Below are 14,329 nucleotides of genomic sequence, written 5' to 3'. Positions count from 1 at the left end.
CCCCACAGGGAGAGTCTGCAATGAATTCGCTATATCTGGCCTCGGGCTCCCCGAGGCGGCGTGAACTGCTGACCCAGATCGGTGTGCCTTTCACCGTGGTCAGCGCCGCCATTGATGAAACCCCTCTTACAAACGAAACCCCTGTTTCCTACGTCGAGCGTCTCGCTCGCGGTAAGGCCGCAGCGGGTTTTGCTGCGCTCGGGCAACGCTCGGCCGCCTGCGTCCTGGGCGCCGATACCGCAGTGATCGTGGACGGCAAGATCCTCGGCAAGCCCGTAGACCAAGCCGATGCGTTGGCGATGTTGATGGCACTGGCGGGGCGTGAACATGAAGTTCTGACTGCGATTGCCCTGACTGACGGCCAGCGCTGTGAAACCCGATGTGTAAGCAGTCGTGTACTTTTCCGTGGGATTTCTGTCGAGGAGGCTACAAGCTACTGGCACAGCGGCGAACCCCAGGACAAGGCGGGCGGCTATGCTATCCAAGGGCTTGGCTCGGTGTTTGTGGCCGGGCTCAATGGCAGCTATTCCGCGGTGGTAGGTCTGCCGGTGTGCGAAACCGCGCAACTGCTTGCACAATTCGGCATACCCTGTTGGCAAAACCTTACCGCGCGCTGAACGCGTTACTCCAGCGCCCAGCCTTACAGCGATCGGTCACTATTGTGAAAACGCCTGAACGAGACCCAGCCATGAGTGAAGAGATTCTGATCAATATCACGCCGATGGAATCGCGCGTGGCGGTGGTAGAGAACGGTGTTCTGCAAGAAGTGCATGTCGAGCGCACCCAGAAACGCGGGATCGTCGGCAATATCTACAAGGGCAAGGTGGTGCGGGTGTTGCCGGGGATGCAGGCGGCATTTGTCGATATCGGCCTGGACCGGGCGGCATTTATCCATGCCTCGGAGATCTCCCTGCGCGAAGGGCCGGCGGTGGAAAGCATCAGCGCCTTGGTGCACGAAGGGCAGAGCCTGGTGGTGCAAGTCACCAAGGACCCCATCGGCTCCAAGGGCGCACGCCTGACCACTCAACTGTCGATTCCGTCGCGCTACCTGGTTTACATGCCGCGCACCGCCCATGTCGGCATTTCCCTGAAGATTGAAGACGAAGCCGAGCGCGAGCGCCTGAAAAAGGTGGTCAGCGACTGCGTGGCCGCCGAAGGTATCAAGGAAGCGGGCGGTTTTATCCTGCGCACCGCCGCCGAGGGCGCAGGTGCCGACGAAATCCTCATGGACATTCGCTACCTGCGGCGCCTGTGGGACCAGATCGGCGCACAGATCAAGACCATCGGCGCGCCGAGTGTGATCTACGAAGACCTGGGCCTGGCCCTGCGTACCTTGCGCGACCTGGTCAGCCCCAAGATCGAGAAAATTCGCATCGACTCGCGGGAAACCTTCCAGCGCACCACGCAATTTGTTGCCGAGCTGATGCCGGAAATTGCCGATCGCCTGGAGCATTACCCTGGCGAACGGCCGATCTTCGACCTGTATGGCGTCGAGGACGAAATCCAGAAAGCCCTGGAGCGCAAGGTGCCGCTCAAGTCCGGTGGCTACCTGGTGGTGGACCCGGCGGAAGCGATGACCACCATCGACGTCAACACCGGCGCGTTCGTAGGTCATCGCAACCTTGAAGAGACCATCTTCAAGACCAATCTCGAAGCGGCCACGGCGATTGCTCGTCAACTGCGCCTGCGTAACCTGGGCGGCATCATTATCATCGACTTCATCGACATGGAAGATGAAGAGCACCAGCGCCAGGTGCTGCGCACGCTCGAAAAACAGCTGGAGCGCGATCACGCCAAGACCAATATCATCGGCATCACCGAGCTGGGCCTGGTGCAGATGACCCGCAAGCGCACCCGCGAGAGCCTGGAGCAGGTGCTGTGCGAGCCCTGCAGCAGTTGCCAGGGCCGCGGTAAGTTGAAGACTCCGGAAACGGTTTGCTACGAGATTTTCCGGGAAATCCTCCGAGAGGCACGGGCCTACCAGGCCGAAGGTTATAGAGTGCTTGCCAACCAGAAAGTGGTCGACCGCCTGCTGGATGAAGAGTCCGGTAACGTGGCTGAGCTGGAGGGGTTTATCGGGCGTACGATTCGCTTCCAGGTCGAAACCATGTATTCCCAGGAACAATATGACGTGGTGCTGCTCTGATCCCCATTCGCTTTCTTTTTACGCGACTCGCAGACTTTGATCTGCAGTCCGACTACTGCCTTGAGGGTCGCCTGACATGGAGCGTCTGACACGCTTTTTTGCCGCTTTGACCCGTTGGGGCCTTGGGCTGTGCGCCTTGCTGCTGGTGTTGGCGGCGGTGTACGTGAGCCTGGGGCGTGAATTGACCCCGTTGGTGGCCGAATACCGCGCGGAAATCGAAGCCAAGGCCCAGGCTGCGGTGGACATGCCTGTGCACATCGGCAGCCTTGAAGGCCGCTGGAGCGGTTTTGCGCCCGTGTTGCTGGCCCACGACGTAATGGTCGGCGAGGGCAGCAGTGCCTTGCGCCTGGATCAGGTCGAAGTGGTGCCGGACATGTGGGCCAGCCTGATGGCGCGCGAAGTGCGTATTGCGCACCTGGAAGTCAGTGGCCTGCAACTGAGCGCCAAGGAAGACAAGGACGGCCATTGGGCGCTGCAAGGCTTGCCGATACAGGACGACCAGCCGCTGGACCCGGAGCAATTGCTCAAGCGCATGCAGATGGTCAAGCGCGTATCGCTGCTCGACAGCCAGGTCACCCTGCAACCGTTCGACCAGGCGCCGCTGACCCTGACCTATGTGGGCTTGAGCCTGCACACGGGCGTCACCCGCCAGCGCCTGGACGCCCGCCTGACCTTGCCCGACGGCCAGCCCCTTGCCCTGAGCCTGCGCAGCCGCATTCGCGCGAGCCAGTGGAAGGATGCTGAAGTCGAGGCCTACCTGAGTCTGCCCCAAAGCGACTGGGCCAAGTGGATCCCCGCCAGGCTGACCCAGCAGTGGAAACTCACGCAGTTCAAGGCCGGCGGTGAGTTCTGGCTGAACTGGGGTAAAGGCACGGTGCAAAGTGCGGTCGTGCGCCTCAACTCGCCGCAGGTGAAGGGCAGCTACGCCGAGCGCAAGCCGGTGCATATCGAAAACCTTGCACTTACGGCCTATCTGCAACGCAGCGATACGGGCTTGAAGGTGTTGTTCGATTCCCTGGCGATGAACCTGGGCGAGACCCGATGGGAATCGCGCCTGCAATTGCAGCAGACCCTGGCGACCGATACGGCCCTGGAAGCCTGGAAGCTGCAGGCTGACCGCCTCGACCTGACCCCCATCACACCGTTGCTCAACGCCCTGGCGCCGCTGCCGGAAGGCGTCGCCAAGACCGTCGAGCACCTGAAGGCCACCGGTCTGCTGCGCAATGTACTGGTGGATTTCCGTCCTCAAGACACCACCGATCAAAAAGTCAGCTTTGCCGCCAACCTGGAACGGGTCGGGTTTGACGCCTACTTCGGTGCGCCGGCCGCACGCAACGTTTCCGGCAGCATCAGCGGCGACCTGGGCCAGGGCGAGTTGCGCATGGACAGCAAGGATTTTTCCCTGCACCTCGATCCGATCTTCGCCAAGCCCTGGCAGTACCTCCAGGCCAATGCACGCCTGACGTGGAAGCTGGATAAACAAGGCTTCACCCTGATCGCCCCGTATATCAAGGTGCTGGGGGAAGAGGGCAAGATCGCTGCCGATTTCCTGATTCGCCTGCATTTCGACCACAGCCAGGAAGACTATATGGACCTGCGGGTCGGTATGGTCGATGGCGATGGACGCTTTACCCCTAAATACCTGCCGGCCGTGTTGAGTCCCGCGTTGGATGAGTGGCTGCGCACGGCGATTCTCAAGGGCGCGGTGGACCAGGGGTTCTTCCAGTACCAAGGCTCGCTGAACCACGATGCGTTGCCCGCCGCGCGCAATATCAGCCTGTTCTTCAAGGTGCATGACGCCGAACTGGCGTTCCAGCCGGGTTGGCCCCATGTGAACAAGGTCAATGGCGAAGTGTTTGTCGAAGAGACGGGCGTACGCATCCTGGCCAGCAAGGGGCAGTTGCTCGACACCAAGGTCAAGGACGTCTACGTCAATATTCCCCACGCGCCGTCCGGCAAGGAAAGCCATCTGCTGCTTACCGGTGGTTTTGCCGGTGGCCTGGGTGATGGGCTGAAGATCCTCCAGGAAGCGCCAATCGGCACGGCCTCCACCTTCGCCGGCTGGAAAGGCGAAGGAGACCTGCAAGGCATGCTGGATCTGGATGTTCCGCTGGTCAAGGGCATCGAGCCCAGGATCGTGGTGGATTTCCAGACTGACAAGGCACGCCTGCAATTGGCGGAACCGCCTCTGGACCTGACGCAGCTCAAGGGCAATTTCCGCTTCGACAGCGCCAAGGGCTTGAGCGGCGAAAAGATTACCGCCCAGGCATTTGACCGGCCGATCACCGCGCAGATCTTTGCCGATGGCAAGCCGGGTAATATCAGCACCCGTGTCGCTGCCAAGGGGCAGGTGACGGTCAAGCGTCTGACGGATTGGTTGAAAGTCAGTCAGCCGTTGCCGGTGTCCGGCGATATTTCGTATCAATTGCAGCTCAACCTGGACGGTGCCGACAGCCAACTGATGGTCAGCTCCAACCTCAAGGGTGTTGTGGTGGACTTGCCGGCGCCGTTCGGCATGCCGGCCAGCCAGGGACGTGACAGCGTATTCCGCATGACCTTGCAGGGGGCTGAGCGCCGCTACTGGTTTGATTACGGTGAGTTGGCCAACTTCACCTTTGCCGCGCCGCCGGACAAACTCAATGACGGCCGTGGCGAGTTGTTCCTCGGTGATGGTGATGCCGTGCTGCCAGGCGCCAAGGGTTTGCGCATCCGTGGCGTGCTCTCGGAGCTGGATATCGACCCGTGGAAAAAACTGGTGAACCAGTATGCTGGCAATGACCCAGGTGGCAGTGCCAAGCAGTTGCTCAGCGGTGCCGAATTCAAGATTGGCAAGCTCACCGGCCTGGGTACCCAGTTCGATCAGGTCAACCTGCAGCTGGATCGCAAGCCCGCTGCCTGGGGTTTACGCTTTGACAGCCAGCAAGCCAAGGGCGCCGTGAACCTGCCGGATGCCAAGGGCGCGCCGATTGCGGTCAACCTGCAATACGTGAAGCTGCCGGCGGTGGACCCGACGGTACAGGCTGATGAAAACGCACCGGACCCGTTGGCCAGTATCGATCCCAAGGATATTCCGGCGTTGGATATCGCCATTGACCAGCTGTTCCAGGGGCCGGACCTGATTGGCGCCTGGTCACTCAAGATCCGGCCAACGGCCAAAGGCCTGGCTTTCAATACGCTGGACCTGGGCCTCAAGGGCATGCAACTCAAGGGCGCCGGCGGATGGGAAGGTGTCCCGGGTGACAGCAGCAGTTGGTACAAGGGGCGCCTGGACGGCAAGAACATCGCCGACGTACTCAAAGGCTGGGGCTATGCGCCCACGGTCACCAGCGAGGACTTCCACCTGGATGTAGATGGGCGGTGGCCGGGTTCGCCGGCCTGGGTCGGGCCTAAACGGTTCTCCGGCAGCCTGGATGCGACGTTCCGTAAAGGTCAGTTTGTCGAGGTGGAAGGTGGTGCCCAGGCGCTGCGGGTGTTCGGTCTGCTCAACTTCAACTCCATCGGGCGCCGCCTGCGCCTGGACTTCTCCGACCTGCTGGGCAAGGGCTTGAGTTATGACCGGGTCAAGGGCCAATTGGTCGCCAGCAATGGCGTGTTCGTGACGCGCGAGCCGATCACCATGACCGGCCCGTCGAGCAACCTGGAGCTCAATGGCACCCTGGACCTGGTGGCTGACCGTGTCGATGCGAAGTTGCTGGTGACGTTGCCGGTGACCAACAACCTGCCGATTGCCGCGCTGATCGTGGGCGCGCCGGCGATTGGTGGCGCACTGTTCCTGATCGACAAGCTGATCGGTGACCGTGTTTCGCGTTTCGCCAGCGTGCAATACAAGGTGGAAGGCCCATGGAAGGATCCAAAAATCACCTTCGACAAGCCCTTTGAAAAACCAAACTGAGAGCCTGTGGAGTAGCATGGCCCCATGCCTTTTACGGAGTATCGGCCCATGTCCTTTGCAGTAATCCAAATGGTCAGTCAGAGCGATGTGCTGGCCAACCTGGTCCAGGCCCGGCGCTTGTTGGAACAAGCGGCGGCCGGCGGTGCGAAGCTGGCGGTGCTGCCGGAAAACTTTGCCGCCATGGGCCGCCGCGACGTGGCGGATATCGGCCGCGCCGAGGCGCTGGGTGAAGGTCCGATCCTGCCATGGTTGAAACAGACCGCCCGCGACCTCACCTTATGGATAGTGGCTGGCACGCTGCCGTTGCCGCCCAAGGATCAACCGCACGCCAAATCCAATGCCTGCTCGCTGCTGGTCGATGATCGCGGCGAAGTCGTCGCTCGTTACGACAAGCTGCATTTGTTTGATGTGGACGTGGCGGACGCCCGGGGTCGCTATCGGGAGTCCGATGACTATGCTTTCGGGAGCAACGTGGTGGTGGCGGATACGCCGGTTGGCCGTTTGGGCCTGACGGTCTGTTACGACCTGCGCTTCCCCGAGCTGTACAGCGAGCTGCGCGCGGCGGGGGCTGAATTGATTACCGCGCCCTCGGCCTTTACCGCCGTGACCGGTGCCGCCCACTGGGATGTGCTGATTCGTGCACGGGCCATCGAGACCCAGTGTTACCTGCTGGCGGCCGCCCAGGGCGGTGTGCATCCAGGGCCACGGGAAACTTATGGTCATGCGGCGATCGTCGACCCATGGGGCCGGGTGCTGGCACAACAGGATCAAGGCGAAGCGGTGTTGCTGGCCGAACGCGATAGCAGTGAACAGGCGTCGATACGGGCGCGCATGCCGGTGGTCAACCATCGGCGCTTTTTCTCGCAGGGCGCCCAGCGGCCTGCTTCAGAACGATGAATTTAAGGCCAAACCTATGAGCGAGTTGTTGTCCTCAGTCAGTGAACACCTCCTGGCACCCGGTGGCGTGACCATCGAAAGTTTGCAAACCGTGCTCGGCGATCTGGCCGGGCCAGGCATCGATGCCGCCGACCTGTATTTCCAGGGGCAGATCTCCGAGTCCTGGGCCCTGGAAGATGGCATCGTCAAGGAAGGCAGTTTCAATCTTGACCAAGGTGTAGGCGTTCGTGCGCAATCCGGTGAAAAGACCGGTTTTGCCTACAGTAACGCGATCACCCTGGAGGCGTTGGGCCTGGCCGCACGTGCTGCGCGTTCGATCTCCCGTGCCGGCCAACATGGCACGGTACAGGCGTTCAGTACCCAGGACGTGGCGCAGTTGTATGCGCCGGACAACCCCCTGGAAGTGATCAGCCGCGCGGAAAAGGTCGAGTTGCTCAAGCGTATCGATGCGGCCACCCGCGCCCTGGACCCGCGTATCCAGCAGGTCTCGGTGAGCATGGCCGGTGTGTGGGAACGCATCCTGGTGGCGTCCACCGACGGGGGGCTGGCGGCGGACGTGCGGCCGCTGGTGCGTTTCAATGTCAGCGTGATCGTCGAGCAGAACGGCCGCCGCGAGCGTGGCGGCCACGGCGGCGGCGGGCGTACCGACTACCGTTACTTCCTCACCGACGACCGTGCCATGGGCTATGCCCGTGAGGCTTTGCGCCAGGCGTTGGTGAACCTGGAAGCCATTCCTGCGCCGGCCGGCACGTTGCCGGTGGTGTTGGGCCCGGGCTGGTCCGGCGTATTGCTGCACGAGGCCGTGGGCCATGGCCTGGAAGGCGATTTCAACCGCAAAGGCAGTTCCGCCTACAGCGGGCGCATGGGCGAGATGGTTGCGTCCAAGCTGTGCACCATTGTCGATGATGGCACCCTGGCCGGTCGCCGCGGCTCGTTGAGCGTCGATGATGAAGGCACGCCGACCGAATGCACCACCTTGATTGAAAACGGTGTGCTCAAGGGCTACATGCAGGACAAGCTCAATGCCCGCCTGATGGGCGTTGCGCGCACCGGTAACGGCCGTCGCGAATCTTATGCGCACCTGCCGATGCCCCGCATGACCAACACCTACATGCTCGGTGGCGAAAGCGACCCGGCGGAGATCATCGCCTCGGTGAAGCGCGGCATTTACTGCGCCAACCTTGGCGGCGGCCAGGTGGATATCACCAGCGGCAAGTTCGTGTTCTCTACCAGCGAGGCGTACCTGATCGAAGACGGCAGGATTACCGCGCCGGTCAAAGGGGCAACGTTGATTGGCAATGGCCCGGAAGCCATGAGCAAGGTGTCGATGGTCGGCAACGACCTGGCCCTGGACAGTGGCGTGGGCATGTGCGGGAAGGACGGGCAGTCGGTACCGGTAGGGGTCGGCCAGCCAACGCTGAAAATTGATGCGATCACCGTGGGAGGCACGGGGTCGTAAGGGGTGGAGCTTCGGGTGGCGAAGATCGCCACCCGGGGAAGGGCATCAACGCAGGCCGCGTTGAGTCTCGTCCAGCTCACGGATGTATTTGAAGATTTTACGGCTGGTGGCCGGCGCCTTGTTATGCGCCTGCTCGTGCTGGGCCTGACGGATCAGGGAGCGCAGTTGCTGGCGGTCGGCGTCCGGGTAGTCCAGCACGAATTTCTCCAGCACCGCGTCATCGCCCGAGATCAGGCGGTCACGCCAACGTTCCAGGTTGTGGAAACGTTCGTTGTACTGGCGAGTGGAGGCATCGGTTTGATCAAGCAAGGCGAGAATGGCGTCAGTGTCCTGATCGCGCATCAGCTTGCCGATAAACATGATGTGCCGTTTACGCGCGATATTCGCGGTGTGCTTGGGTGCGTCCGCAAGCGCCCGGCGCATTTCGTCGGTCAGTGGCAGTTTTGCAATCAAGTCTTTCTTGAGCGTTGTAAGGCGCTCGCCCAGGTCAACCAGAGCATGCAGCTCACGTTTGACCTGGGTTTTGCTTTTCTCCCCATCGAGGGAGTCGTCGTAAGAATCAACCATGGTGGCAGTCCGCAAAGAAACGCCGCCATGATAACCAGTCGGGGGCCGCTTGTCCGGCCCGGTCGCTCGATGGCCTTAGCCGAAAGCAGAATTTGAGTGGAGAAAACCATGAGTGCAGCCCAAAGCGTCGGTCCGCAAGCGTTACCGGCCCTGCAGGAACAAGTCGAGCAGATCCTTGCCGAGGCCAAGCGCCAGGGGGCCAGTGCCTGTGAAGTGGCGGTGTCGCTGGAGCAGGGGTTGTCGACGTCGGTACGTCAACGGGAAGTGGAAACCGTCGAATTCAACCGTGACCAGGGCTTTGGCATCACCTTGTATGTGGGGCAGCGCAAAGGTTCGGCCAGTACGTCGGCCAGCGGCCCGGAGGCCATACGCGAAACGGTTGCCGCCGCGTTGGCGATTGCCCAGCACACCTCCGAGGATGAAAGCTCGGGCTTGGCCGATAAGGCGCTGATGGCCAAGGACTTGAAGGATTTCGATTTGTTCCATGCCTGGGACATCACGCCCGAGCGGGCCATCGAGCTGGCGCTGACCTGCGAAGCGGCGGCGTTCGATGCCGATACCCGCATCAAGAACGCCGATGGCACCACGTTGAACACGCATCAGGGCTGTCGCGTCTACGGCAACAGCCACGGGTTTATCGGCGGGTATGCGTCCACGCGCCATAGTCTGAGCTGCGTGATGATCGCCGAGGCCAATGGCCAGATGCAGCGTGATTACTGGTACGACGTAAGTCGTCAGGGTGAATTGCTGGCAGATCCGGCCAGCATTGGTCAACGTGCCGCACAACGTGCCGCGAGCCGCCTGGGCGCGCGTCCGGTGCCGACCTGTGAAGTGCCTGTACTGTTTTCGGCGGAGCTGGCAGGCGGTTTGTTCGGCAGTTTCCTGAGTGCCATTTCCGGCGGCAACCTGTATCGCAAGTCTTCGTTCCTTGAAGGGGCGATCGGCCAGACGTTGTTTCCCGAGTGGCTGACCATCGATGAGCGTCCGCACTTGATGCGGGCCATGGGCAGTTCGGCGTTCGATGGGGACGGCCTGGCCACGTATGCCAAGCCGTTCGTCGAAAACGGGGAGCTGGTGTCTTACGTACTCGGCACCTACTCAGGCCGCAAACTCGGCCTGCCAAGCACCGCCAACGCCGGTGGCGTGCATAACCTTTTCGTGACCCATGGCGACGAAGACCAGGCGGCGCTGTTGCGTCGCATGGGACGTGGCCTGCTGGTAACCGAATTGATGGGCCATGGCCTGAATATGGTCACTGGGGATTATTCCCGTGGCGCGGCGGGCTTCTGGGTGGAAAACGGTGAGATTCAGTTTGCCGTCCAGGAAGTGACCATCGCCGGCAACATGCGCGATATGTTCAAGCAGATCGTTGCAGTGGGAAATGACCTGGAACTGCGCAGCAATATTCGCACAGGCTCGGTGCTGATCGAGCGGATGACTGTCGCAGGCAGCTAATCCCGCTACAGCGGCACAAAAAGGCGCGCCCTCTTACGGATGGCGCGCCTTTTTTGTGGGCGTGTTTCAAGGGGATTGAGGTGTCACTCTTGTTTTGATTCTCAATATCATTTAATAATAAATATCATTACCGGATGAGTGTGGATCATGAGTTCTGTCCTGCATGAGGATCCTTACCTGGAAAGCTGGCGCTGGATGAGTCGCCAGATTCGCTGTGGTCTGGATCCCAATGAGCCTCGCCTGATCGAACATTACCTCAACGAGGGCCGATACCTGGCGTGTTGTACCGCGACCCATCCGTGGACCATCGCTGAAACCTCATTCCGCCTGCTGATCGACACCGCCAGCGATATTGCACTGCCGTGGCATTGGCGATCCCTGTGTCTGGATCAAGCCTGGCGCCCACTGCGCGACCTGGAAAAACTCTCTCACTGTGCCTGCCGCCTCAAGCGCTGGCAGACCTTTGCCTGGCAATTGGCGACCTGCGAATTGCTTCCCTCCATTTCCGTTTCTGACCTGGTGCAAGGATCTTCCGATGAGTAACACCCGTATCGAACGCGACAGCATGGGCGAACTGCAAGTCCCCGCCGAGGCCTTGTACGGTGCGCAGACCCAGCGCGCGGTGAACAACTTTCCGATCAGCCACCAACGCATGCCGGCGCAATTCATTCGCGCACTGATCCTGGCCAAGGCCGCAGCCGCCAAGGTCAACGTCGACCTCAAGCAGATCAGCGAAGGGCAGGGCAAAGCCATTGTCGATGCCGCCCAAGGATTGCTTGAAGGCGATTACATGCGGCATTTCCCGGTGGATATCTTCCAGACCGGTTCCGGCACCAGTTCAAACATGAATGCCAACGAAGTGATTGCGACGCTCGCCAGCCGCTTGCTCGGCGAAGCGGTCAATCCCAACGATCATGTGAACTGCGGTCAAAGCAGCAACGACATCATTCCGACCACCATCCATGTCAGTGCTGCGCTGGTGCTGCACGAGCAAACGCTGCCGGCCCTGCTGCACCTGGTGCAGGTGATCGAGCAGAAAGCCGAAGAGGTTCACCCATTCATCAAGACCGGCCGCACGCACCTGATGGACGCCATGCCCGTGCGCATGAGCCAGGTCCTCAATGGCTGGGCGCAGCAACTCAAGGCCAATATCGGTCACCTGCAGGATTTATTACCGGCCCTGCAGGCTCTGGCCCAGGGCGGTACGGCGGTGGGCACCGGGATTAATGCGCACCCGGAATTCGCCGTGCGTTTCAGTCAACAGCTCAGCAGCCTGGCAGGCGTGAAATTCACGCCGGGCAAGAATCTGTTCGCGCTGATCGGCTCCCAGGACACTGCCGTCGCCGTCTCCGGCCAGTTGAAAGCTACCGCCGTGTCGCTGATGAAAATCGCCAATGACCTGCGCTGGATGAACTCCGGCCCGCTGGCCGGCCTGGGGGAAATCGAACTGGAGGGCCTGCAGCCGGGCTCTTCGATCATGCCAGGCAAGGTCAACCCGGTGATTCCGGAAGCGACCGCCATGGTGGCTGCCCAAGTCATCGGCAATGACACGGTGATCACCGTCGCTGGCCAATCCGGCAATTTCGAGCTGAATGTGATGCTGCCGATCATTGCCCAGAACCTGCTCAGCAGCCTCGAGTTGCTGGCCAATGCCAGCCGTCTGCTGGCAGACAAGGCGATCGCCAGCTTCAAGGTCAACGAAGCCAAGCTCAAGGAAGCGCTGTCGCGCAACCCGATCCTGGTCACCGCACTCAACCCGATCATTGGTTACCAAAAGGCCGCTGAGATTGCCAAGAAGGCCTATCAGCAGGGCCGCCCGGTGATTGATGTGGCCCTTGAGCACACCGACCTGCCCCGTAGCCAACTGGAAGTCCTGTTGGATCCGGAGAAGCTCACGGCCGGCGGCGTGTAATCACCGACCCTGCTTTGGAGGCTCACCATGGAGCACTGGAAACGCACGATCGAACGCGCCAATCGCTGCTTTATGCAGGGCGAATTGGTTGACGCTCGCGAGGCCTATCTGCAAGCCCTGGCCCTGGCTCAAGTGTTGTTCGAGCGCTGGGCGAATGCCGACGAAGCTGTAGCGGCTTGCGTCATTTCCCATCACAACCTGGCGGATTTGCACCTGCGCCTGAATCAGCCCGAGGAAAGCGCCGAATACCTCTGCGCTATTCACCAGCGCTTGCTACAGGCCATGCAGGACGTGCGCCTGAGCCCGCAGCTGCGGGAAGCGGCGCTGCGCCAGAGCAGCAAGACTTACGTCGAACTGTTGAATTTCATCAGCGATCACGGTGAGTACCCGCGCACCCATCGCTTGCTGGGCGGTACTGCGGTGCAGCCGACCCCGTCTCAATACGGAGCACATTGATATGACCTACACCTTGCCTGCCTTGCCCTATGCCTACGATGCCCTGGAACCGCATATCGATGCGCAAACCATGGAGATTCACTACACCAAGCACCACCAGACCTACATCAATAACCTCAATGCGGCGGTCGAGGGCACCGAGTTTGCGGGCTGGCCTGTAGAAAAACTGGTGTCCAGCGTGCAGCAACTGCCGGAAAAACTGCGTGCGGCCGTCATCAACCAAGGCGGCGGCCATGCCAACCACTCGCTGTTCTGGGCGGTGATGTCGCCTAAAGGTGGCGGCAAGCCCGACGGCGCATTGGGAAAAGCTGTAGAAGAGCAACTCGGCGGTTTCGACAGTTTCAAGGAAGCCTTCACCAAGGCCGCCTTGACCCGTTTCGGCAGCGGCTGGGCGTGGTTGAGTGTCACTCCGCAAAAGACGCTGATAGTGGAAAGCAGCGGCAACCAGGACAGCCCGTTGATGAATGGCAACACGCCGATCCTCGGCCTGGACGTCTGGGAGCATGCTTACTACCTGCGCTACCAGAACCGTCGACCTGAATACATCAACGCCTTCTACAGTGTTATCAACTGGCCGGAAGTCGCCGCACGCTATCAGGCCGCGTTGGCCTGACATTCACTTCCATAACAAGATCTAAGGCCGACTATGGGCACTGAAACACTGGCGATCAGCAGCGTGCGAATGTTTCGTTATGCGTTTGGTTCGCTGCTGCTGTTGGCAGGTACTGCATTGCTGGTGGCCCACGGGCTGGCCTGGCTGGATCTGGCACCGCGCATCATGCGCGCCCTGCAGGGCGGGGCGATTTGCGCGCTTGGCACGGCGCTGGGGGCGGTTCCGGTCTTGGTGATTCGGCGGATGCCGGTGGCGTTGAGCGATACCTTGTTGGGCTTCGGTGCCGGTGTGATGCTGGCGGCGACCGCGTTTTCGCTGGTCGTGCCGGGAATTGCTGCGGCCGAAGCCCTTGGTCTTTCGCCCTGGGGGGCAGGTGGGCTGATCAGCTTCGGCATCATGCTGGGGGCGTTCGGTCTGTATCTGGTGGACCGCAAGGTCTCCGGCGCCAGCCCGGAGATGTTGGTGGGCACACCGGATAAACCGGTGATTCCACCGCGTATCTGGCTGTTCGTGTTTGCCATCATCGCCCACAATATCCCCGAAGGCATGGCCGTTGGCGTCTCAGCCGGCGGCGGCATGCCGGATGCCGACAGCTTGGCCATGGGCATTGCTTTGCAGGATGTGCCCGAAGGCCTGGTCATTGCGCTGGTATTGGCTGGGGCAGGGATGTCGCGGATCAGGGCGTTCCTGATCGGCGCCGCGTCAGGCTTGGTAGAGCCGGTGTTCGCCGTGCTTTGCGCCTGGCTGGTGACCCTGGCCGAGGTGCTGTTACCGTTGGGCCTGGCACTGGCCGCTGGCGCGATGCTGTTGGTGGTCACCCACGAAGTGATCCCGGAGTCGCGCCGCAACGGTCACGAAAAACTCGCGAGCCTGGGGTTGTGCATGGGGTTCTGCTTGATGATGGTGATGGATACCGCCTTGGGGTGAGGCCT

Annotated in this window: 12 protein-coding genes; 11 read left to right on the top strand and 1 reads right to left on the bottom strand. The window is 61.1% G+C overall.

Translation table 11 applies throughout. The features are described from left to right. Positions 1-20 precede the first annotated feature (20 nt). The 5 genes from FX984_RS26475 to tldD all read left to right on the top strand — a co-directional run bounded on the left by FX984_RS26475 (position 21) and on the right by tldD (position 8,394). Positions 21-617 (top strand): Maf family protein, encoded by a 597-nt coding sequence (locus tag FX984_RS26475; protein ID WP_027604825.1) that lies wholly within the window; start codon positions 21-23, stop codon positions 615-617. Positions 618-688: 71 nt separating this feature from the next. Beyond that, entirely contained in the window at positions 689-2,146 is a 1,458-nt protein-coding gene (gene rng, locus FX984_RS26470; RefSeq protein WP_010213134.1) for a ribonuclease G, read from the top strand. Between the two features lie 76 nt (positions 2,147-2,222). Continuing rightward, entirely contained in the window at positions 2,223-6,038 is a 3,816-nt protein-coding gene (locus tag FX984_RS26465; protein WP_146476051.1) for a YhdP family protein, read from the top strand. 48 nt (positions 6,039-6,086) lie between these two features. Beyond that, entirely contained in the window at positions 6,087-6,935 is an 849-nt protein-coding gene (locus tag FX984_RS26460) for a carbon-nitrogen hydrolase family protein (RefSeq protein ID WP_027604823.1), read from the top strand. A 16-nt stretch (positions 6,936-6,951) separates the two neighbouring features. After that, positions 6,952-8,394 carry a metalloprotease TldD gene (tldD, locus tag FX984_RS26455; RefSeq protein ID WP_027604822.1) on the top strand — a complete coding sequence of 481 codons (1,443 nt, stop codon included), beginning with the start codon at positions 6,952-6,954 and terminating at the stop codon, positions 8,392-8,394. A gap of 45 nt (positions 8,395-8,439) precedes the next feature. Here the strand turns inward: tldD and yjgA are convergent, their stop codons facing one another. Further along, positions 8,440-8,961 carry a ribosome biogenesis factor YjgA gene (gene yjgA / locus FX984_RS26450; protein ID WP_017138246.1) on the bottom strand — a complete coding sequence of 174 codons (522 nt, stop codon included), beginning with the start codon at positions 8,959-8,961 and terminating at the stop codon, positions 8,440-8,442. Between the two features lie 108 nt (positions 8,962-9,069). Here yjgA and pmbA point away from each other — a divergent pair, with 108 nt between their 5' ends. The 6 genes from pmbA to FX984_RS26420 all read left to right on the top strand — a co-directional run bounded on the left by pmbA (position 9,070) and on the right by FX984_RS26420 (position 14,324). Then, positions 9,070-10,416, top strand: coding sequence for a metalloprotease PmbA (gene pmbA / locus FX984_RS26445; RefSeq protein ID WP_027604821.1), 1,347 nt, complete (start codon positions 9,070-9,072; stop codon positions 10,414-10,416). 147 nt (positions 10,417-10,563) lie between these two features. Continuing rightward, the gene (locus FX984_RS26440; RefSeq protein ID WP_027604820.1) at positions 10,564-10,959 is read left to right on the top strand and encodes a hypothetical protein; all 396 of its coding nucleotides are present in this window, start codon (positions 10,564-10,566) and stop codon (positions 10,957-10,959) included. After that, positions 10,952-12,328 carry a class II fumarate hydratase gene (locus FX984_RS26435; RefSeq protein WP_146476049.1) on the top strand — a complete coding sequence of 459 codons (1,377 nt, stop codon included), beginning with the start codon at positions 10,952-10,954 and terminating at the stop codon, positions 12,326-12,328. Before FX984_RS26440 ends, FX984_RS26435 begins: the two co-directional genes overlap by 8 nt. A 27-nt stretch (positions 12,329-12,355) precedes the next feature. Further along, positions 12,356-12,784, top strand: coding sequence for a DUF2753 family protein (locus FX984_RS26430; protein ID WP_027604818.1), 429 nt, complete (start codon positions 12,356-12,358; stop codon positions 12,782-12,784). 1 nt (position 12,785) lies between these two features. After that, positions 12,786-13,397: a superoxide dismutase gene (locus FX984_RS26425; protein ID WP_027604817.1), complete on the top strand. Its 612-nt coding sequence runs from the start codon at positions 12,786-12,788 to the stop codon at positions 13,395-13,397. A 33-nt stretch (positions 13,398-13,430) separates the two neighbouring features. Next, entirely contained in the window at positions 13,431-14,324 is an 894-nt protein-coding gene (locus FX984_RS26420) for a ZIP family metal transporter (protein ID WP_027604816.1), read from the top strand. The last annotated feature ends 5 nt before the right edge of the window (positions 14,325-14,329 follow it).

It is taken from the genome of Pseudomonas marginalis, assembly GCF_008692035.1.
Taxonomy (GTDB): domain Bacteria; phylum Pseudomonadota; class Gammaproteobacteria; order Pseudomonadales; family Pseudomonadaceae; genus Aquipseudomonas; species Aquipseudomonas marginalis.
This window is presented reverse-complemented; position numbering and strand designations above follow the sequence as displayed.

Bases quoted from the DNA above. Each gene is read 5' to 3' on its own strand.
- FX984_RS26440 (WP_027604820.1), top strand. From the start codon at position 10,564: ATGAGTTCTGTCCTGCATGAGGATCCTTACCTGGAAAGCTGGCGCTGG.
- FX984_RS26475 (WP_027604825.1), top strand. From the start codon at position 21: ATGAATTCGCTATATCTGGCCTCGGGCTCCCCGAGGCGGCGTGAACTG.
- tldD (WP_027604822.1), top strand. From the start codon at position 6,952: ATGAGCGAGTTGTTGTCCTCAGTCAGTGAACACCTCCTGGCACCCGGT.
- yjgA (WP_017138246.1), bottom strand. From the start codon at position 8,961: ATGGTTGATTCTTACGACGACTCCCTCGATGGGGAGAAAAGCAAAACC.
- pmbA (WP_027604821.1), top strand. From the start codon at position 9,070: ATGAGTGCAGCCCAAAGCGTCGGTCCGCAAGCGTTACCGGCCCTGCAG.
- rng (WP_010213134.1), top strand. From the start codon at position 689: ATGAGTGAAGAGATTCTGATCAATATCACGCCGATGGAATCGCGCGTG.
- FX984_RS26420 (WP_027604816.1), top strand. From the start codon at position 13,431: ATGGGCACTGAAACACTGGCGATCAGCAGCGTGCGAATGTTTCGTTAT.
- FX984_RS26430 (WP_027604818.1), top strand. From the start codon at position 12,356: ATGGAGCACTGGAAACGCACGATCGAACGCGCCAATCGCTGCTTTATG.
- FX984_RS26435 (WP_146476049.1), top strand. From the start codon at position 10,952: ATGAGTAACACCCGTATCGAACGCGACAGCATGGGCGAACTGCAAGTC.
- FX984_RS26425 (WP_027604817.1), top strand. From the start codon at position 12,786: ATGACCTACACCTTGCCTGCCTTGCCCTATGCCTACGATGCCCTGGAA.
- FX984_RS26465 (WP_146476051.1), top strand. From the start codon at position 2,223: ATGGAGCGTCTGACACGCTTTTTTGCCGCTTTGACCCGTTGGGGCCTT.
- FX984_RS26460 (WP_027604823.1), top strand. From the start codon at position 6,087: ATGTCCTTTGCAGTAATCCAAATGGTCAGTCAGAGCGATGTGCTGGCC.